Annotated in this window: 22 protein-coding genes, 1 rRNA gene and 1 pseudogene; 1 reads left to right on the top strand and 23 read right to left on the bottom strand. The window is 44.7% G+C overall.

Features of this window, described 5'->3' with window-relative positions:
• Positions 1-30: 30 nt before the first annotated feature.
• The 12 genes and pseudogenes from RG959_RS20830 to metG form a co-directional block, all read right to left on the bottom strand.
• Positions 31-666 (bottom strand): 50S ribosomal protein L25/general stress protein Ctc, encoded by a 636-nt coding sequence (locus RG959_RS20830; RefSeq protein WP_342798757.1) that lies wholly within the window; start codon positions 664-666, stop codon positions 31-33.
• Positions 667-805: 139 nt separating this feature from the next.
• The gene (locus RG959_RS20825; RefSeq protein ID WP_251274064.1) at positions 806-1765 is read right to left on the bottom strand and encodes a ribose-phosphate diphosphokinase; all 960 of its coding nucleotides are present in this window, start codon (positions 1763-1765) and stop codon (positions 806-808) included.
• Positions 1766-1793: 28 nt separating this feature from the next.
• Positions 1794-3164 carry a bifunctional UDP-N-acetylglucosamine diphosphorylase/glucosamine-1-phosphate N-acetyltransferase GlmU gene (glmU, locus tag RG959_RS20820; RefSeq protein ID WP_342798756.1) on the bottom strand — a complete coding sequence of 457 codons (1371 nt, stop codon included), beginning with the start codon at positions 3162-3164 and terminating at the stop codon, positions 1794-1796.
• A gap of 172 nt (positions 3165-3336) precedes the next feature.
• Positions 3337-3630, bottom strand: coding sequence for a septation regulator SpoVG (gene spoVG / locus RG959_RS20815; RefSeq protein WP_242237009.1), 294 nt, complete (start codon positions 3628-3630; stop codon positions 3337-3339).
• Positions 3631-3750: 120 nt separating this feature from the next.
• Positions 3751-4128 (bottom strand): RidA family protein, encoded by a 378-nt coding sequence (locus RG959_RS20810; protein WP_342798755.1) that lies wholly within the window; start codon positions 4126-4128, stop codon positions 3751-3753.
• Positions 4125-4970 carry a pur operon repressor gene (gene purR / locus RG959_RS20805; RefSeq protein WP_342798754.1) on the bottom strand — a complete coding sequence of 282 codons (846 nt, stop codon included), beginning with the start codon at positions 4968-4970 and terminating at the stop codon, positions 4125-4127. Before purR ends, RG959_RS20810 begins: the two co-directional genes overlap by 4 nt.
• Positions 4971-5038: 68 nt before the next feature.
• Complete coding sequence (gene ispE, locus RG959_RS20800; RefSeq protein WP_251274070.1) at positions 5039-5908, bottom strand: 4-(cytidine 5'-diphospho)-2-C-methyl-D-erythritol kinase; 870 nt, start codon at positions 5906-5908, stop codon at positions 5039-5041.
• Between the two features lie 139 nt (positions 5909-6047).
• The gene (gene veg / locus RG959_RS20795; RefSeq protein ID WP_242237000.1) at positions 6048-6305 is read right to left on the bottom strand and encodes a biofilm formation stimulator Veg; all 258 of its coding nucleotides are present in this window, start codon (positions 6303-6305) and stop codon (positions 6048-6050) included.
• Positions 6306-6488: 183 nt separating this feature from the next.
• The gene (rsmA, locus tag RG959_RS20790; RefSeq protein ID WP_342798776.1) at positions 6489-7373 is read right to left on the bottom strand and encodes a 16S rRNA (adenine(1518)-N(6)/adenine(1519)-N(6))-dimethyltransferase RsmA; all 885 of its coding nucleotides are present in this window, start codon (positions 7371-7373) and stop codon (positions 6489-6491) included.
• Positions 7367-7924 carry a ribonuclease M5 gene (rnmV, locus tag RG959_RS20785; RefSeq protein WP_242236996.1) on the bottom strand — a complete coding sequence of 186 codons (558 nt, stop codon included), beginning with the start codon at positions 7922-7924 and terminating at the stop codon, positions 7367-7369. The genes rsmA and rnmV overlap by 7 nt, the downstream gene beginning before the upstream one ends.
• A 155-nt stretch (positions 7925-8079) precedes the next feature.
• Positions 8080-8847 (bottom strand): TatD family hydrolase, encoded by a 768-nt coding sequence (locus RG959_RS20780; RefSeq protein WP_342798753.1) that lies wholly within the window; start codon positions 8845-8847, stop codon positions 8080-8082.
• Positions 8848-8880: 33 nt separating this feature from the next.
• Positions 8881-10893, bottom strand: a pseudogene (gene metG, locus RG959_RS20775) (methionine--tRNA ligase); the annotation flags it as partial.
• 365 nt (positions 10894-11258) lie between these two features.
• Between metG and RG959_RS20770 the strand changes: the two are divergent.
• Positions 11259-11543: a transition state genes transcriptional regulator AbrB gene (locus tag RG959_RS20770; RefSeq protein ID WP_242236988.1), complete on the top strand. Its 285-nt coding sequence runs from the start codon at positions 11259-11261 to the stop codon at positions 11541-11543.
• A 177-nt stretch (positions 11544-11720) separates the two neighbouring features.
• Here the strand turns inward: RG959_RS20770 and RG959_RS20765 are convergent, their stop codons facing one another.
• The 11 genes from RG959_RS20765 to rrf form a co-directional block, all read right to left on the bottom strand.
• Positions 11721-13133 carry a glycoside hydrolase family 18 protein gene (locus RG959_RS20765; protein WP_342798775.1) on the bottom strand — a complete coding sequence of 471 codons (1413 nt, stop codon included), beginning with the start codon at positions 13131-13133 and terminating at the stop codon, positions 11721-11723.
• 171 nt (positions 13134-13304) lie between these two features.
• Complete coding sequence (gene rsmI / locus RG959_RS20760; RefSeq protein ID WP_342798752.1) at positions 13305-14177, bottom strand: 16S rRNA (cytidine(1402)-2'-O)-methyltransferase; 873 nt, start codon at positions 14175-14177, stop codon at positions 13305-13307.
• Positions 14155-14436 (bottom strand): GIY-YIG nuclease family protein, encoded by a 282-nt coding sequence (locus RG959_RS20755; protein ID WP_251274088.1) that lies wholly within the window; start codon positions 14434-14436, stop codon positions 14155-14157. The genes rsmI and RG959_RS20755 overlap by 23 nt, the downstream gene beginning before the upstream one ends.
• Positions 14405-15169, bottom strand: a complete 765-nt coding sequence (locus tag RG959_RS20750) for a tRNA1(Val) (adenine(37)-N6)-methyltransferase (protein ID WP_342798751.1) — start codon at positions 15167-15169, stop codon at positions 14405-14407. The genes RG959_RS20755 and RG959_RS20750 overlap by 32 nt, the downstream gene beginning before the upstream one ends.
• Positions 15170-15227: 58 nt before the next feature.
• Complete coding sequence (gene yabA, locus RG959_RS20745) at positions 15228-15542, bottom strand: DNA replication initiation control protein YabA (protein ID WP_483298911.1); 315 nt, start codon at positions 15540-15542, stop codon at positions 15228-15230.
• Positions 15543-15591: 49 nt separating this feature from the next.
• Positions 15592-16419, bottom strand: a complete 828-nt coding sequence (locus RG959_RS20740; protein WP_342798749.1) for a PSP1 domain-containing protein — start codon at positions 16417-16419, stop codon at positions 15592-15594.
• A complete protein-coding gene (gene holB / locus RG959_RS20735; protein ID WP_342798748.1) occupies positions 16412-17419 on the bottom strand; it encodes a DNA polymerase III subunit delta' in 1008 nt (335 codons plus the stop codon). Before holB ends, RG959_RS20740 begins: the two co-directional genes overlap by 8 nt.
• A gap of 14 nt (positions 17420-17433) precedes the next feature.
• On the bottom strand, positions 17434-17763 hold the full coding sequence (locus tag RG959_RS20730; RefSeq protein ID WP_251274099.1) for a cyclic-di-AMP receptor: 330 nt from the start codon (positions 17761-17763) through the stop codon (positions 17434-17436).
• 43 nt (positions 17764-17806) lie between these two features.
• On the bottom strand, positions 17807-18433 hold the full coding sequence (gene tmk / locus RG959_RS20725) for a dTMP kinase (RefSeq protein ID WP_342798747.1): 627 nt from the start codon (positions 18431-18433) through the stop codon (positions 17807-17809).
• A gap of 1 nt (position 18434) precedes the next feature.
• The gene (locus tag RG959_RS20720; protein WP_342798746.1) at positions 18435-19838 is read right to left on the bottom strand and encodes an aminotransferase class I/II-fold pyridoxal phosphate-dependent enzyme; all 1404 of its coding nucleotides are present in this window, start codon (positions 19836-19838) and stop codon (positions 18435-18437) included.
• A 73-nt stretch (positions 19839-19911) separates the two neighbouring features.
• Positions 19912-19987, bottom strand: a 5S ribosomal RNA gene (rrf, locus tag RG959_RS25645); the annotation flags it as partial.

Below are 19987 nucleotides of genomic sequence, written 5' to 3'. Positions count from 1 at the left end.
CGCTCTGCCTGTTTTTGTTTGTCCGAAAAATTACGCCTCTTTTGTTTCCTCTTCAGCAGGTACGTCTGTTTCTTCTACTTCTGCAGCTTCATCCGCACCTTCTTCTGTTCCTTCTTCAATTTTTTGTGGAGGAAGAACGGAAACGATCGTTTCTTCATCTTCGTTTTCGATGACGAAGGCGTATTTATCGCGAATATCGCCAACCGAGATCGAATCGCCGATTGAAAGTTCTGATACGTCCACTGTTACGCTCTCAGGGAATTCGGATACTTTTGCCGTCACGTTTAACTCGAACAACGGCTGCTGAATGACGCCGTCTTCTTTCGCTCCGGCCGCTTCCCCTTCAAGGTCAACACGTACTTGTGATGTAATTTCAGAAGAACGGTCAACTGCGAGAAAATCTGCATGGACGATAAATCCTTTGATCGGATCCTGCTGATATTCCTGCAGAATTACGTCATGCTGGCTTCCATCTACTTGTAATGAAATCAATCCGTTTCTTCCCACTTCACGGATCGTTTTAATAAATTCAGCTTCCTCTACAGAAACCGGTTTTGATTCTACTCCTTTTCCGTATACAACAGCGGGAAAAGAACCGGATGTACGAATCTCCGTTAGTGCTGCTCTTGTAAATCCTTCACGTTTTTTGGCTTGTAATGTAGTCATAAACTCCTTCACCCTCCTGTTTATAAATCGAACGCTTTTATCTGTACATCACTGTTTATTCCCTAAATCGCTGACTTATAAACATGGCGGCAAAAAAGAAAGCCGGCGCTTTAAAATAGCACCGGCCTTCGAGCAGTTATTAATCAAATAATGTGCTGACAGATTGTTCTTCATGAACGCGGATAATCGCTTCACCTAGAAGCGGCGCCACGGATAATTCAACAACCTTGTCTGTTTTCTTTTCAGAAGCAAGTGCAATGGAGTTTGTCACAACAAGCTCTTTAATATTTGAGTTCTCGATACGTTCCATTGCCGGACCTGAAAGCACTGGATGTGTACAGCACGCATACACTTCTTTCGCTCCGCTTTCTGAAATAGCGTTTGCTGCAAGTGTAATCGTACCTGCTGTATCAATAATATCATCAATTAAAATCGCAATTTTCCCTTCGACGTTTCCGACAATGTTCATCACTTCAGCAACGTTCGGGCGAGGACGGCGTTTGTCAATAATGGCAATTGGTGCTTTTAGACGGTCCGCCAGCTTACGCGCACGTGTTACACCGCCGTGATCTGGCGATACAATGACCACTTCGTCTTTGTTGAATTCTTTTTTCTTAAAATAATCACCTAAAATCGGCACACCCATTAAGTGATCGATTGGTACATCGAAGAAGCCTTGAATTTGAGGCGCATGAAGATCCAATGTGATTAAACGGGTTGTTCCTGCTGTCTCAAGAAGATTTGCCACAAGCTTGGCTGTAATCGGCTCACGGGCACGTGCTTTACGATCCTGGCGTGCATAGCCATAGTACGGAAGTACAACATTGATTGTTTTGGCAGACGCTCTTTTTAATGCATCAATCATAATGAGCAATTCCATCAAATGTTCATTGACCGGGCCGCTTGTTGATTGAACGATATAAACGTCGCAGCCGCGAATGCTTTCTTCAATGTTAATTTGTACTTCACCATCACTGAAACGGGTAACGGAACATTTTCCAAGTTCAACTCCGATAAATTCTGCAATCTCCTGAGCAAGTGCCGGATTCGAATTTAACGAAAAGATTTTCAAGTTTGGATCTAAATACTGATTGCTCATGATGACCTCCACAGTCCTGATTTACTCATTATTTTGGAAATATTTTCGAAACGTAATTTTCTTTATTCACTTGACGGGCCCGTGCAATTGCCATCGCTTCTTCTGGTACTTCACTTGTGATCGTAGATCCAGCTGCTACATAAGCGCCTTTTCTTACCGTAACCGGCGCAATTAAATTCGAATTGCAGCCAATGAACACACCATCTTCAATCGTTGTTAAAAATTTGTTTTTCCCATCGTAGTTTACCGTAATGGTTCCGCAGCCAATGTTTACATCACTGCCAACATTTGCATCGCCAATATAACTTAAATGAGAAGCTTTGCTTCCTTCGCCAAACGATGCTTTCTTTATTTCGACGAAGTTTCCAATTTTCACGTGATCAGCAAGTGCCGAGCTTGGACGGATGTGTGCGAATGGCCCAATCGCTACATCTGAACCAATTTGGCTTTCAAAAGCCGCTGACTGACGAATAACAGTCCGGTCTCCCACTTGGCACGCTGCTATTTCGCTGTTTGGTCCAATAACGCAATCTTCCCCGATAGACGTATCGCCGGAAAGAACCGTGCCAGGGTGAATTACCGTATCTGAGCCAATTACAACATCCGGCCCGATATAAGTATTCTGCGGATCAATGAGTGTCACACCTGCACGCATATGCTTTTCATTGATACGTGCACGCATAATTCGCTCTGCTTCGCTAAGGGCTACACGATCATTTACACCTAGTGTTTCATCAAAGCTTTCAGTTTGATACGCTGAAATCGTTTCGCCTGCTTCTTTTAAGATTTCAATCACGTCTGGTAAGTAGTATTCACCTTGTACGTTATCATTTGATACATTTTTCAACGCATGAAACAGCGATTCGTTATCAAAGCAGTACGTACCTGTATTAATTTCTTTTACCGCCCGTTCTTCTGCCGATGCATCTTTATGTTCCACAATCCGGCTGACAGAACCATCTGCACCGCGAATAATACGGCCATATCCATCTGGCTTTTCAGCGTGAGCCGTTAAAATCGTGGCTTTTGCACCTGTTTCCTCATGATGCTTCACGAGCGCTTCCATTGTCGATGTTTGAATAAGTGGTGTATCTCCACATACAACAAGCGTGCAGCCTTTTTTGTCTCCTAAAATCGATTCCGCCTGGATCACAGCATGTGCTGTTCCAAGCTGTTCTGCCTGTAGTGCATACGCAGAACGTTCGCCCAGCTGCGCTTTTACCATCTCAGCCCCGTGGCCTACAATGGTTACAATCTGCTCTGTATGTAAATCTGAAATTTGATTGATAACATGTTCTACCATTGGCTTTCCACAGACTGGATGCAGTACTTTGTACAACTTCGATTTCATACGAGTTCCCTGTCCTGCAGCCAGAATGACAGCGTAAATATTCGTCATAAAAGGCCTCCTCACCTAATTATCCACTATTGAATATATCTTAAATAGCAGCTGATTTCAATGCTAGACCGAAATTGACACATTTTTCACAACGCAAAAAAAGAGCCTGTCGGATTCCCTAGGCTCTTGTGGAAAAAGGCGGAGACCGCCTCGCAGATAAAACATATTGTATTTATGCTTCTTCAAGCACAACCAGTTCTTCCTGCTCTAATTTGCAGATACGGTGGTATTCACCAAGAACGGTATCTTGAATTTTTCCGCGGGTTCCGGAATTGATGGGGTGCGCAATATCGCGGAATTCTCCCTCCGGCGTTCGTTTACTTGGCATAGCCACAAACAGGCCGTTGTTGCCATCAATCACCCGAATGTCATGAATAACAAACTCCCCGTCAAATGTGATTGATGCGATCGCTCTCATTCGTCCATCCGTTTGAACACGTCGTAATCTTATATCTGTTATTTCCACGCATATTCACCCCCTTTTCCCATATTTAAAAAAGCTTAAACTACTAATTCCATAATCGTTGCAATATTCCCTCTTTTTTCTTAAAAAAAAATAAAATAGAAAAACCGGCACGAGGCCGGTTTATGCTCTTACAAGTGCAATTACTTCAATTTCTACTTTCACGTCTTTCGGAAGACGAGCGACTTCTACGCATGAACGGGCTGGTTTATGCACCGAGAAATATTCGCCATATACTTCATTGAATGGAACGAACTCGTTCATATCCGATAAGAAAACAGTCGCTTTCACAACCGTTTCAAGAGAAGCGCCTGCTTCTTCCAGAACAGCTTTTAAATTGGCAAACACTTGATGTGTCTGTTCTTCAATCGTTCCTTCCACAAGTGTTCCTTCAGCTGTTAAAGGGATTTGGCCGGAGCTGTAAAACAAGTTGTTAACCACAACGCCTTGTACGTACGGACCGATAGCAGCCGGTGCTTTTTTTGTGTTTACAATATTCATTCTGATTCCCCCTGTAAAAATTCAGTATTTTTTTCAAAATAGTTGCCTTCTACTATAGAGATCGCTGCGCTTTTTTCATCTACATCCTTCAGCTTCACGAGTGAAATATAATCCTCAATCAAGCAATCCGGATATTCTGCTTCCACTAAAACAGCAATACCTGCGACAGAAGCGTTAAACTCAGCCAGCAGGCTGATCATCCCATTGATGGTGCCGCCGCCTTTCATAAAGTCGTCGACCAAAAGCACTTTTGATCCTTCTTTTAAACTGCGCTTAGAAAGCACCATCGCCTGAATACGTTTTGTAGAGCCAGAGACATAATTGATGCTGACCGTCGGCCCTTCCGTTACTTTACTGTCACGGCGCACGACAACAACCGGCACATTTAAATGGGCCGCAATGGCATGTGCAATCGGGATCCCTTTTGTAGCGACCGTCATGACCGCATCAATTTTTTTGTCTGCATAAGCGGAAGCAAGAAGCTTGCCGATCTTATTCATCACAGCAGGATTTCCAAGCAGATCCATAATGTACAGATAGCCGCCTGGCAGAAGGCGGTCCGGGTTTTCAATCTGCCGGCACAAATCGGTAATAAATTCCTTTGCGCTTTCCTTATCAACACGGGCATAGAATTTTACACCGCCTGCTGCTCCCGGAACCGTTTGCAGTGTACCGATACCGCGCTTTTCAAACGTTTCTTTAATAATAGCCAAGTCTTCACTGATCGAAGACTTGGCAGAACCAAACCGATTGGCAAAAAGAGTCAGTGACACAAGCTGGTGCGGATGTTCGAGCAAATAATGTGTCATATCAATAATACGTTCACTTCGACGAAACTTCATCGTTCTATTTAAACCTCCTGGGGAGTAAAACCGAATATTTTAATTACAATATATCTTAATATACGGTTTTAATCAACCAGGTCGGTATCCCCAAGCATACGCACTGCGTATACCTGGTCACAAAATCCACGCAGGCAGTTATACACGCGATGCATGCGGGAATCATGACGGATCAAGCCAAACACCGTCGGACCGCTGCCGCTCATCAGTACAGCATCCGCTCCAAAACGAATCATCTGCTCTTTAATCAGAGCGACTTCGGGATGAGCATGAAGGGTGACAGATTCCAGAACGTTACCCATATTCCGGCACATTTTCTCATAATTACTTTCTTTGATGGCTTCGATCATCGCCCGTGTGTCCGGCCGCTTCATGCGGTCCAATTTTAAATTCTTATACACTTCACCGGTTGAAACGCCAATCGTCGGCTTGGCTAAAACAACCCAGCAGTTGGGCGGAGCCGGCAGATGTTCAATTTTTTCACCGCGCCCTGTCGCAAGCGCTGTGCCTCCATAGACGCAAAATGAAACATCCGAACCAATCTCTGCTCCAATCTCCGCAAGCTCATCGAGTGACAGGCCAAGGTCCCACAGCTGGTTCAACCCCTTGAGTGCCGCTGCCGCATCACTGCTGCCGCCTGCCAACCCTGCGGCAACCGGAATGATTTTGTCGATTTGAATAGATACACCTTTTTTAATGCCGTATCGATCCTTTAACAGCCTGGCTGCCTGATAAGCGAGATTTCGGCTGTCATCCGGCACAAACCGATTGTGGGAAATGATTCGGATTTCATTTTTATTTAAGCTTTCCAGCTCAAGCCGGTCTGCTAAATCAACTGTCGTCATAATCATTTCTACTTCGTGGTAACCGTCCGGCCGTTTATGCAGCACATCGAGCGTTAAATTAATTTTCGCCGGCGCTTTAATCATTAATTTCATTTCAATCCACCTACTTTGCGTTATACACAATAAATTATTGTCTTATTTTATCACAAAAGAAAAAGAGCAGGCTCAAAAGATTCGAATTGAATCTTTTGAGCCTGCTCTCTGATGTGCTGTTTTACGAGAAGCACGTCATTTATACTGCGCTGCCTGCCGCTGTATCTTCAAATGTTAGTTCCACTGTCTCAGTGAGTATATCCGCGTAACTATAAGAAACGCGTTCAAATGAATTCTCGTCCTGATCAAGTTCTACAACAAAAACAGCAGGATACGTCTCCGTTAAAATACCAGAACGCTCAACGGTCTTCCGACGTCCACCATTTGCTTTTAGCAATAATCTTTTACCCAAATGACAATCAAGCGTTTTTTTAATGTCAGCTAATGTTTTCGGCATCTGCATCCACCTCACTATGTTTAGTGTAGCACAAACTTTCGTTTTAGTCAAATAAACAAAATATTTTATCAGCGTGTCCATCTAATGTCAATATTTTTTATTCGGCAAATAACGATTTTTTTCGCTAACGCTAGTATTTCCCAACCTCTTAAAAAAAACCGCTCTTTTTGAAAGAGCGGTTTTTTATTGGCTTATTCCTTTGTCTGCTAATGCCTTAGCCAATGCAGCAAATTCAGCCAGTGACAGCGTTTCACCGCGTCTCGATGGCTCAATGCCTGCTTCCTCAAGTGCTTCGGTAATCACTTCTTTTTTCTCTTTCCCTCCCGGAAGACCGTTGACAAGGTTGTTTAAAATCGTTTTCCGGCGCTGGGCAAACGATGTCCGCGTGACAAGGAAAAAGAAGTCTTCGTCTTCTACAGAGACGGCCGGCTTACTGCGCACATCAAGTTTAATAATGGCAGAATCCACATTTGGAGGCGGCATAAACACCGTTTTTGGGACAATAAACGCAATGGAGGCTTCTGTATAATATTGGACAGCAATCGAAAGCGATCCATATTCTTTTGAAGACGGCCGGGCCGAAATACGGTCGCCTACTTCTTTTTGCAGCATCACCACAAATCCGTTTACCGGTATTTTATCTTCAAGCAGCTTCATAATAATCGGTGTTGTCACGTAATAAGGAAGGTTCGCGACAACCATTAAGCGGTCAAATCCGGCAAACTCCCGCTCTACTACTCCTTTTACATCTGCTTTTAACACATCTTCATTAATAACTGTGACGTTATCGTACGGTGCTAACGTTTCATCCAAAATAGGCAGCAGGCGCTGGTCAATTTCAAATGCGACCACTTTTCCAGCAGAACGGGCTAAATGCTCTGTGAGGGCCCCAATTCCCGGTCCAATTTCAATTACACCGGTTTCTTTTGTCAGCTCGGCTGTTTCTGTGATTCGCTGTAATATGTTCGGGTCAATCAAGAAATTTTGACCAAGACTTTTCTTAAATGAAAAACCATGACGGGCCAGAATGTCCTTTGTCCGCGAGGGTGTTGCAATATCCTTCATGATTGTTCCTCCTCCAGCACTTCCGCTAATGCTTTAGCGAAATGCTCGCCTGTGATCTGAAACATCATCAGCCGCTTGTGCAGCTGTTTTCCGTTTACGTAACCAATTTTAAGTTTTTGTCCAATAGCTTCACGGCGTGATTTTGCCGTTGGACCACCAATAAGGCCGGCTGTGACCAGATCCTCTCTCGTTATTTCTTCCACTGCTTCTTCATCTGTATACTGCGCATGACGAAGCGCTCTGCGAATTGATTCAACCGACGCATGCTCAATCCCTACACCGCGCCCGTGCTTTTCAATGGCTTCATTTTTAGGCAGAAAAGCGTGACGGCAGCCCGGCACCTTTTCATCGATTAAACTGCGAATGCGCTGTCCGGGATAATCCGGATCTGTTAAAATAATAACACCACGCGTTTCCTGGGCATGCCGAATTTGCTCGATCACACTGTCATCCACAGCCGATCCGCGCGTTTCGATCGTATCGGCATCTACCGCCAGTTTAATTTTAACGGTATCGTCTTTTCCTTCCACTACAATAATTTCTTTTATTTTCATTTTTTCCTCCATGATGACAAAAAGCTGTAAATCGTTTTTTTTGCTGCAGCCCTTTTATCACTATATCCTGTACATCGAAACGCATCATCCCATTCTTCCATTTAGTCCATGCTGCCCGGACATGTAAAAAAGCGGAGGCTGTATGAGCCCCCTGCTTATTTAAGTTGAAACAATGTATTGGCGTTTTGAGTGGTTGCAGCTGCTACTTCCTCGTACGTAATTCCCTTTAGTGCAGCGATCTCTTGGGCTACGAGCTTGACGTAAGCAGGCTCATTTCGTTTTCCGCGGTAAGGGTGCGGCGCTAAGTACGGGCAGTCCGTTTCAATAAGCAGCTTCTCAAGGGGCACGGCTTCAGCTACTTCTTTCGGCTTTTTTGCATTTTTAAACGTAACCGGACCGCCAAGAGAAATGTAAAAATTCATTTTAACACATTCAAGGGCTGTCTCCGCACTGCCGCTGAAACAATGCATAATGCCGCCCACTTCTTCCGCGCCTTCCTCTTTTAAGATATCAACAATGTCCTGTGTTGCTTCCCGGTTATGAATGACAATCGGCAGCTTCACTCGCTTTGCCAGAGCGATCTGGCGGCGAAACACATCCTTCTGTATGTCTTTCGGTGACTTATCCCAATGATAATCGAGACCCATTTCTCCTATCGCGACAACTTTTGGATGAGCTGCCAGCTCTTCAATCCAAGCCAGGTCTTCATCGGTCATATCGATCGCATCAACCGGATGCCAGCCCACTGCAGCATAAAGAAAGTCATAATTTTCAATAAGCTCCATAGCCCGCTCGATCGTCAGCCTGTCAAACCCGACAACAACCATTCGATGGACGCCCGCTTCCTGCGCGCGCCCGATTACTTCTTCTATATCTTCTTGAAACTGATCTGCATTTAAATGAACGTGTGTATCAAACAGCATGTTATCACCCGTCTTTTGTTTCACGTGAAACAATTATTTGATTTTTGCGCCATTTGGCAAGTTTTCCGGCACCTCGGCCAGGGTTAAAATGCCATCTTTTGATCCGGCCAAAATCATTCCCTGTGACAGTTCTCCGCGCAGTTTTACCGGCTTTAAGTTAGCGACAACAACAACCTTGCGGCCAACAAGCTCCTCCGGTTTATAGTACTGGGCGATTCCGGAAACAACCTGGCGTTTTTCAAAACCGAGATCCAGCTGCAATTTTAACAGCTTATCTGCTTTTTTAACAGGAGAAGCCTCAATGACTGTTGCAGCCCGAAGATCTACTTTCATAAAATCATCGATGCTGATTTCATCACCAACAGGAGCATAGTCTTCCGCCGCTGGTTTTTCTTCCTCAACCGGAGCAGGCCCCTGCATTTTTTCTTTGATAAAGTTCACTTCTTCTTCTATATCAAGGCGAGGAAAAATCGGCTCTCCTTTTTTCACTACTTTAACGCCGGCTTGAATGGCTCCAAATGTTTGAAGACTTTCCCACTCTTGAAGGCTTTCATCGGCTAATCCCAGCTGTTCGAAAATCTTTTCCGGTGTTCCGGTTAAAAATGGCGTTAACAGGACAGCAGCACGGCGCAGTGATTCCGCTAAGTGATACATTACTGTACCGAGTTTACCTTTTTTCTCTTCTTTCGCCAGTACCCACGGCTGTGTTTCATCAATATATTTGTTTGTCCGGCTGATAAGCTGCCAGAGGGATGTCAGCGCAACGGAGAACTCCATGTTTTCCATCGCTTCTTCATACTCGCGGACCGTTTTTTCGTTTGCATCCATAAGCGCTTTTTCAAACTCACCTTCTGAGCCGCTGTATGCCGGGATCTCTCCGCCAAAGTATTTGTTGATCATCGCTACAGTCCGGTTCAGCAGATTGCCTAGGTCATTGGCAAGGTCGTAATTGATCCGCTCAACAAACCCTTCCGGTGTAAATACGCCATCAGAGCCAAATGGCACTTCGCGCAGCAAATAGTAACGAAGCGCATCCAGGCCATAACGGTCGATAAGCGTAACAGGATCCACAACATTGCCTTTTGATTTAGACATTTTGCCGTCTTTCATCAGCAGCCAGCCGTGAGCAAAGACTTTCTTTGGCAGCGGCAGGTCAAGCGCCATCAGCATAATTGGCCAATAAATAGTATGGAAGCGGACAATTTCTTTTCCGACTAAATGAACATCAGCCGGCCAGTACTGTTTGTATTTCGTATCGTTTTCTGTTCCATAGCCAAGTGCGGTAATATAATTTGAAAGGGCGTCAATCCATACATATACAACATGCTTCGGATTACCCGGTACTTTTACGCCCCAGTCAAACGTTGTCCGGGATACCGCCAAATCTTCAAGACCTGGTTTGATGAAGTTATTGATCATTTCATTTTTGCGTGATTCCGGCTGAATAAACGTCGGGTTTTCCTCGTAATATTTTAGCAAACGGTCCGCATATTTGCTCATCCGGAAAAAGTAAGACTCTTCCCGTACTTTTTCGACCGGGTGGCCGCTGTCCGGGCTTTTCCCGCCGATGACTTCTCCCTGATCATTCAGTTCTTTGTCAACAAGCTGTGTTTCTGTATAAAAAGTTTCATCTGGAACAGAATACCAACCTTCATATTCACCAAGGTAAATATCTCCCTGATCAAGCAGGCGCTGAAAGATCTTTTCGACCACTTTTTTGTGGCGTTCTTCTGTCGTACGGATAAAATCATCGTTTGAGATATGCATCGTTTTCCAAAGCTTTTGAATGCTGGATACAATTTCATCGACATACTCCTGTGGTGTAACGCCTTTTTCATCTGCTTTTTCCTGGATTTTTTGACCGTGTTCGTCTGTTCCCGTCAAATACATAACATCGAATCCACGCAGACGCTTGTAGCGTGCCATGGCATCTCCTGCTACTGTTGTATACGCATGCCCGATATGCAAATTGCCGCTCGGGTAGTAAATAGGTGTTGTTAAATAAAACGTTTTTTTATGTTCACTCACTCGAAAATCCTCCTTAAAAAGCGTCTGCTTATATGGCGCAAGCTTTTTTAGTCACTTCTTTTATTGTCCCCCATATAAGAATAAATGTAAATATGAACCCTTTTTTTTCTGTTGATTTATTTGTCGAATGTTCTTCCTTATTCGACACCCTTCGACAAATTTAGAAAATATTTTCCCAGCTCTTTTACAGTGTATCGACTAAAACGTTGATGTACCAACGTTTTCTCTTCTTACAGTTAATTGAAAAATTACATTTTATTGTTGACGTCTATGGGAACTCTTGGTACAATTACGTCAAGCAGTAAGTTTTTGTCGAATATTGACGAATTAAATTTATATGAAGCTATTTAAAATAAATGTATCCATTTGGGAGGAGTTTTAACATGAAATCAACAGGAATTGTACGTAAAGTTGACGAACTCGGCCGAGTTGTTATTCCAATTGAGTTGCGCCGCACATTGGGCATCGCTGAAAAAGATGCACTTGAAATTTACGTGGATGACGATAAAATCATCCTTAAAAAGTACAAGCCAAGCATGACTTGCCAGGTAACAGGCGAAGTATCTGATGACAACATCAAGCTTGCTGACGGCAAATTGATCCTTAGCCATGAAGGCGCTGAAATTCTTATGAAAGAAATTCAGGAAGCATTCAAAAGCGGCAAGTAATCCGCTGTTATCGCAAAAACAAACACCCGGGCTTCACATTAGATAAAAATCTAATGAAAAAGTCCGGGTGTTTGTTTTATACGGGTATTTTTATAAGCCATTTCCCCCACGCATATGACCGGCAGAAACACGGGATCCCTTATGCCGCCATGGTGTATTGTCAAAAACGTATGGTTCTTACCTCTTCCGCACAATAAATGTATCCCCAAGAAGTTCCCAGTTTTGGGGAAATGGATAACCAAGCACCCAATAACTGAGTCCTCTAAGGTTATACGTGTTGACCAGGTCGAATTTTGCTTTTGCACTGCGTGCGTCTTCAAACCAAACCTCATGAGACCGTCCATTATTGTCTACGTAACGGTAATAAGGTGACTGACTCACCTGATCATATTTTATCTCTGCTCCATATCGAATCGCACGCCTGATGGCTTCCTGCATATCGAATGTTTCCGCTTCCTGTCCTTCTCTGTGAGGCAAAAGCCAATCCCTGGCGTAGATTTGAAAACCGAGCAGGATTTTATTTCTTGGAATAACCGTTACCGCATAATCGAGAACACGCTTCATTTGGTTAATAGGTGAAATAGCCTGCGGAGGCCCTTTGCGATATCCCCACTCATATGTCATCAACACAACAAAATCAAGAATGCGCCCGTGTGCCGGGTAATCCTGCGCTTCAACTAACAATCCCCTCTGTTCACCGCTCGTTTTTGGAGCGAGAGAAGAAGAAACAAAATAGCCTTCAGCATGCAGCCGTTCTACCACTCTTTCAAGAAATCGGTTATAAAACTGGCGGTCCTCCGGTGCTACGTTTTCAAAGTCGATATTCACACCGCTGTATCCTTTTTCTCTCATCATCTCTATTACATTCGTTAACAGTGTTTCAACTAAAGTCGGGCTTGAAAGGATCGTGTGGGCAAGTTCGGTTCCTGCTTCTGTACTTGAAAAATTTGTAATAGCCATCATGGGAACAACGCCATTTGAGCGGGCAGCTTCTATAGCAGGAGTATCATCAATTGGTTCGAGACCGCCGTCTTCCTGCATCCTATACGCAAACGGACTGATATACGTTAAATCATAAGCGACTTCACGTACTTCTCTGGCTCCTGTCTGCCCAAATGCATATGTAAAAGCATTTACATCAATGACGGGCTTTGTTGGGGCTGGAATTCTTAAAACCTGGCCGATATAAAGACGTGACGGTGCTATTAATCGATTGACCTGAACGATTGATTGAACGGTTGTTCCATAGCGGCTGGCGATAACAGAAAGACTCTCCCCGGCCATCACGGTATGATAAATCACTGGAATCGTAAGTATTTGTCCTGGATAAATAGCAGAAGGATTGTTGAGTCGGTTTAGCTGCAGTATTTCTTGAACCGTTACGCCGTACGTACTCCCAATGTTTCCAAGCGTATCCCCAGGCTGAACAAGGTACTGAAAATAAGGTTCGGGAATCACCAGTGCCTGGCCAATCACCAGCCGATCCGGCTGTTCAAGATCATTAGCCCGAACGATAAGGGCAGGATCTATTCGGTATTGCCGGGCAATACGCCAGAGTAAATCTCCGCTTCTCACTACATGGATTCTCATCTTTACAGCCCCGCCTTCCAACACAATGTCCATTCATCTTATTACCTAAAGCCTCCCAATATGATTATAGGGACTGGATCGAACGTATTGTACAAGGTGTTAAACAAAATAAAAAAACTGGCGCCTATTGCATTTGGCAGCCAGCTTACGTTTTAAATGAATAAAGAGACTTTATGTATGATAGGCAGTGTACACATCCCGCTTCGGCAGGGCGCGCTCTTTTGCCACCTGCTTTACCGCTTCTTTTGGCGTCATTTTCTGCTCTGTTACATACTGTTCAACATGCGCTTCAATGGACAAGTCACTCCACCATGCTGTTTCTTCCAAAGAGTCTGATGCCTCTGGATTTCCTTCTATGATGAGACAAAATTCACCCATTATTTTGGACTCCTCAGCCCACACACGTGCTTCACTGATCGTGCCGCGCAAAAATTCTTCAAACTTTTTCGTCAGCTCCCGGCATAAAACGATCTGCCGTTCCGCTCCTAAAAACTCTTCCATCAACGTCAGCGTTTCTTTTAAACGGTGAGGGGATTCATATAAGATAAATGTTTCGCGACAAGCGGACAATTTATCAAGCTCTTTCTTTTTTTCTTTTTTCCCCCGATTTAAAAAACCGTAAAAATAAAAAGGCTGCGGCGCAATACCTGATGCAATCAGTGCCGTTATGGCAGCATTTGCTCCTGGGAGCGGCACCACATTCACCTCATTTTGGAGGGCCAGCAGCACAAGCTCATGTCCTGGATCTGAAATACAAGGTGTACCGGCATCACTCACAAGCGCAACGGTTTCACCGGATTGCACGCGTTCAATAAGTTTGCGGCCGGCTGCTTCACTGCTGTGTTCGTGGTAGCTGACAACAGGTGTCGCGATCTCGAAATAATTGCACAGCTTTTTCGTATTGCGGGTATCTTCTGCTGCAATAACATCGGCTTCCTTCAAGATACGCAGAGCCCGTATTGTCATGTCTTCTAAATTGCCAATGGGAACCGGAACAAGGTAAAGAAGCCCTTCTTCACGGTCAAAACTTTTCTGTGATTTCATCCTTTGCACCTCTTTTCCGCAAATAATTCATTTTTTGGGGACGCGATAGCTGCTTAAACGCATACTCTGCCCGCATCGCTTCTTGTTTTGTTTCAAACGATTCACTGTGAATAAGGGTAACAGGCCGGCGGGCTCGTGTATACTTTGCACCTTTTCCTGCATTATGAACGCTTATCCGCCTGTTTAGATCATTTGTATATCCTGCATACAGAGAATCATCTTTGCATTTAACGACGTAAAAATGGTGGCTCGTCTCCATATAGAAGAGTCCTCACTTCATCTGTATATTCGCCTTTATCATCATACACAAAAAGCGGCGGCAAAATCTTTAAGTCCGGTGCTCCATCTTTTATCCCTTCCACAAGAACGGTGTTGGCTTCTTTGTTTCCTGCTTTCGGGTACACAAAGCGAATCCGCTTCGGTTCAAGCCGGTATGTTCTCATCAGCGTGACAATATCAAGCAGACGGCCGGGCCGGTGAACAAAAGCGGCTTTTCCTCCCTGCTTTAAAAGCTGGGAAGCCGATACGATACAATCTTCGAGTGTGCACATAATTTCATGACGGGCAATGGCAAAATGCTCATTTGCATTCATTTCATTTTGAGACGGCGTTAAAAAATAAGGCGGGTTACACGTCACCAGTGTGTACTTTTCTTTTCCGAGCTGCTGTGGTGATTGCTTTAAATCACCGTGCACCATCCTGATTTGCTCACCCAAGCTATTATACGCTACGCTGCGGACCGCCATATCATACAGACGCTCCTGTATTTCCACACCGATGATCGGCACCTTGGTTCTGGCTGACATCAAAAGCGGCACAACACCGTTGCCGGAACAAAGATCTACAATAGCGCCGCGCGTCTTAGGTACGGAAGCAAACCGTGCCAGCAGGACGGCATCCAGCGAAAACGAAAAAACAGACGGGCTTTGGATAATCCGCAGCTCTTCCGCCAGCAGATAATCAAGCCGCTCATCTTGTTTTAATTCAACCATACTTGTTTCTCCTTTTGCACAAAAGAACCTTCCTTTGAAAAGGAAGGCTTCGATCACATTATTTTTTATTTAAAAAAGACAAGCAAAACAGACAGTCTTCATCTTTACGCGGGCTCCCGAAATGCACACTGCAAATATGAAAGCCTTCTTGGTACAAGCGGGCCAGATTATCATATCCTTCACCGATATCCGCTCTGCGTGCTTGCACGCTGACAGGTCCTGACACTTTTTGCTCCTGCTGGTCTAGCTCTTCAAGACGGCGGCGCAAGTGATCATTTTCAATCAGTAATGAATTGTTTTCTTCTAGTATTTCCGCAAGCTGTACCTTTACTTCGCCAAGCTGCTGATATAATTCACCAATTTGCAGCTCCATATGGCTGACAGAATCAAAAATACCTTTTTTATCTAACTTTTCCACCGTCTCAATCACCTGCTTTCACAGAAACGGCTCCCTCTCTTCCGATCTCATCAGATGAGAATTCAAGCGTCCGTTCCAGTTCCGGAAGATGCACCTGTACGAGCCGTTCTAAAATATTTAAGCCCGTCACACGCCCGTTCCCGCTTGGCGTTGTTACTTTTTGGCCCACATCCGGCAATTCACGGCGCGCCTCCTCATACTCATCGTTTTCGTACTTTAAGCAGCACATTAATCGGCCGCATAAACCGGAAATTTTAGCTGGATTCAGGGAGAGGTTTTGATCTTTTGCCATCTTGATTGAGACCGGCTCAAAATCACCAAGGAATGTTGAACAGCAAAGCATCCGTCCACATGGCCCGATACCGCCGAGCATTTTTGCTTCATCCCGAACGCCAATTTGGCGCAGCTCAATGCGCGTCCGGAAAATCGAAGCCAAATCTTTTACGAGCTCTCGGAAATCCACCCGCCCATCCGCTGTGAAATAGAAAATCACTTTATTGCGGTCAAAGGTGTATTCTACATCAACAAGCTTCATATCTAGATTATGCTCGGTAATTTTACTCGTACAAGTCTCAAATGCCTGTATAGCTGCTTCACTATTTTCCTGTACAGCCAAACGATCTTTCTGATCCGCCGCCCGGATCACTTTTTTCAATGGCAGAACAACATCATCTTCATCGACTTCTTTTGGCCCGACAACAACATGTCCATATTCAACCCCGCGTACCGTTTCCACAATAACGTGGTCTTCCTTTTGGATCCCGAGGTCACCTGGATCAAAATAATATATTTTACCCGCTTGTTTAAAGCGTACACCTACTACATTACACAAAGGCGTGTCCCCCCTGTAACTTTAACAAAAGCTGCTCCATTAGCAGCTGCTGGTTCATATTGCGGCTGAGCTTTCGTTTTGCCTCTAAAATGAATGCCATCCGGTCTGCCAGCGCTTCTGCTGACAAATGCAGGGCATCCTGCTGAAAAGAAGCAAGACGGTCGGGAAATGCAAGACCTTTTTCTTCCCCGGTCATAATGGAAAGCAAATCCCTGTGAATTAGAACAAAAAGATCAAGGGCAAGACTGACCTGCTGTTTCTCTTTAAAATGAGAGTGAAATTCTTCTGAAAGCGAAACAATAGCCGAGAGCCTGCCGCCTTTCAGACCTTCGTATAATTTTAACACTACTAGTCGTGCCTGTGCAAACCACTCATCATGTGCAAGCTGGAGCGCTTCATCCAAATGATTGGTTAATTTGGAGACAATGGAAGCCATCGGCACATTAATTTCTTCTTCGATCAAGCGCTGCTTAAGCTCGCTTGAATCAATAGGACGAAACGTCAGCTGCTGGCAACGCGACAAAATGGTCGGCAGCACAAGACTGCTTTGCTCTGTTAATAAAAAGGCGGCGGTGCGGGCGGAAGGCTCTTCTAAAAACTTGAGCAGGCTGTTCGCCGCACTTGCCGTCATTTTGTCTGCCTGATTGATAATATATACTTTCCAGCCGGATTCAACCGCAGTTTTTTTGAATTCCTGCTGTAAAAATTGAATTTGCTCTTTTTTAATCGATAAGCCATCCGGCTCAATCATGTGAAGGTCAGGATGATTCCCATTTTGGATGCGGCGGCAGTTAATACATGCCCCACACGGCTGATACCCATCCAGTGGTTCCCGGCAAAACAAACTTTTTGCAAACAGCAGGGCTGTTTCTTTTTTTCCGGTTCCCGGATCGCCTTCAAACAAATAAGCATGCGCTACGCGGTCACGAAGTAAACTGTTTTCAATCATCCTCATGACGATCGGCTGACGCCCTTCTGCTTCCTTCCACGGGTTAGACACGAACTTCACACCCTTTAAAATTGATGAAACTGTTCAACCGGTAGAACAAAAACGGTCGCACCGCCTACTGGCACCTCTACTGGATACGGCACATACGCATCAACATTGCCGCCCATCGGCGATACGGGAGGAGCAACCTGTTCACGAGACTGGCAATTTTTTTTGATGAGCTCTAGTGCTTCCTGCACACGGTCATCTTCTACGCCGATCATGAATGTTGTATTGCCTGCTCTTAAAAAGCCACCAGTTGAAGCAAGCTTCGTTGCGCGGAATTGATGTTTAATCAGCGCCTGTGATAATTTATTGCTGTCCTGGTCCTGTACGACTGCGGTAATCAATTTCATATTTTTTCCCCCTTACAGGATTTCTTCTATTATACCAAATCTTTTAGCCAAGCACTTTTTCAATTTCGGAAAGTGCAGCTCGGTACACGAGCTCCTGCTCCTGCTCGGCATCAATCACCACGATGCGTTCCCGGTTGACCTCGGCCAATTTCAAATATCCTTCCCGTACTTTCTGGTGAAAAGAAAGGTCCTCCAGATCAAGCCGGTTGACTTCTCGTCCATCATGGCGATGAATACGGGCAAGCCCGACTTCAGGCTGCACATCAAATAATAACGTCAAGGCAGGCATCATGCCATCAATCGCAAAAGCATTAATAGAGGCCACTTCCTCCATACCAAGCCCTCTTGCATAGCCTTGGTACACAAGTGAGCTGTCGACAAACCGATCACAAAGGACAATAAAGTCTTTTTGAAGAGCCGGCATGACTTTTTCCGCCAAATGCTGGCGGCGGGCTGCTGCATAAAGAAGTGCTTCTGTGCGTGCATCCATCTTTGTGTTGTCTTTATTTAAAATAACCGAGCGTATTTGCTCCGCAATGGCTATGCCGCCCGGTTCTCTCGTTTGAACAATCGGGTACCCCTTTTTTTCAAGCTCTTCAACAATCCGCTGTAGCACGGTCGTTTTCCCTGCTCCTTCTGGTCCTTCTATTGTAATAAATAATCCTGGCACATTAGTTCTCCTTCCGAAACACCATAAGCTTCTGTTCGTTCAATCTTTCTCCCCCATGAAAGCGGGCGCCTTGACTGACCAGCCACTCAATCTGCTCTACATGAGCCTTTGAAATCCGTTCCCCCTCCATCACAAGCGGTATACCAGGCGGGTACGGAATAATCATTTCAGCTGCCACTTCGCCAGTTGCGTCTTTCAAGGAAACAGCTTCTTTTTGGAAGCAACTATGCTCATTATAAGGCAAGTCGAGAGTGGATACATAAGCAGACGGCAAATTTCCTGAAAAAGAAGGAGATGTTTTTCCTGTTTTAAACGATAAGCTGCCCAGTTTTTGCATGGCTTGTGCTTCAAAGAGATTCTCTCCTGCTTTTAAAAGAGGAAAAACGAGCAGTATCTGATAAGGATCGGCGAGTTCAATATAGATGCCTGCTTCTTCAAACAAAGCCTGTAACTCATATCCTGTCAGCCCTTCAGCCCTTACAAGCAGTTTGTACGGATCATCTGTAGATATACAAGCGAACCCCTTTAATTGGAGAAACTGAATCACTCTGTTTTTTACAGCCATAGAGTAAGTATGATCTATCCTCGTATAGGAAGCGGCATAAAAACGGGCATAATCCAAGGAAGCCATAATTGGATAAGATGGACTGCTTGACTGCAGAGCCTGCAGATAAAATTGAAGGCGCGTGCGATCGATTTGGGAAGAATTAATATGAAGATAAGCACCCATCGTCATAGCAGGCAGCATTTTATGTGCAGACTGTACAACGATATCTCCTCCCAGCTGCAGGGCGCTCATGGGCACTTTCCCTTCCACAGCCCCAAAGTGGGCTCCATGCGCCTCATCCACAAGCACCAAGGAACCGTGAGACCTGGCAATAGCCGCCAATTCCTGAAAAGAACCGGTTATTCCATAATACGTCGGATACGTAAAAATGACCGCTTTACTTTCAGGATATGTTTTGTATGCCTCCATTAATGTTTGCTTTGATACTTGGGCTGCTGTCTGTGTATGTTCATCAAAATCAGGTGTTAAAAAAACGGGGAAGACTTGAGCCATTTTTAAGGCGTTTAACACAGACTTATGGCAATTGCGCTGAACAAACACAATATCGCCTTTGGAAAGGGTGCCAAGAATCATGGCAAGGTTGCCGACTGTACTTCCATTCACAAGAAACTTGCTTTTCACCGTATTATGTAAGTCCGAAAGCAGGTCTTCTGCTTCTTTAATACATTCTTCTGGAGCATGAAGGTCATCCAAGCCCGTTAATTCGGTTACATCCAGTGAAAGCTCCATCCAAGAAGCAAGCAAGCCATTTTTGTGGCCGGGTACGTGAAAAGAAAGAGGTTTTTTCTGCTGATGTTTTTTTAAAGCTTCAAGCAGAGGCATACGGGAATGATTCATTTACGAATTCTCCTTTATCGAATAAACAATATAAAAAAAAGAGACGACACGAGGTCATCTCTTTTTCACTATTGCCAGGCGGCGTCCTGCTCTCACAGGGGGAAACCCCCAACTACCATCGGCGCTGAAGAGCTTAACGGCCGTGTTCG

Origin of the sequence: Domibacillus sp. 8LH (assembly GCF_038806185.1) — a bacterium.
GTDB classification, from domain to species: Bacteria; Bacillota; Bacilli; order Bacillales; family Domibacillaceae; genus Domibacillus; species Domibacillus indicus_A.
The sequence above is the reverse complement of the archived record's forward strand: the minus strand, read 5'-3'. Positions and strand labels throughout refer to the sequence as shown.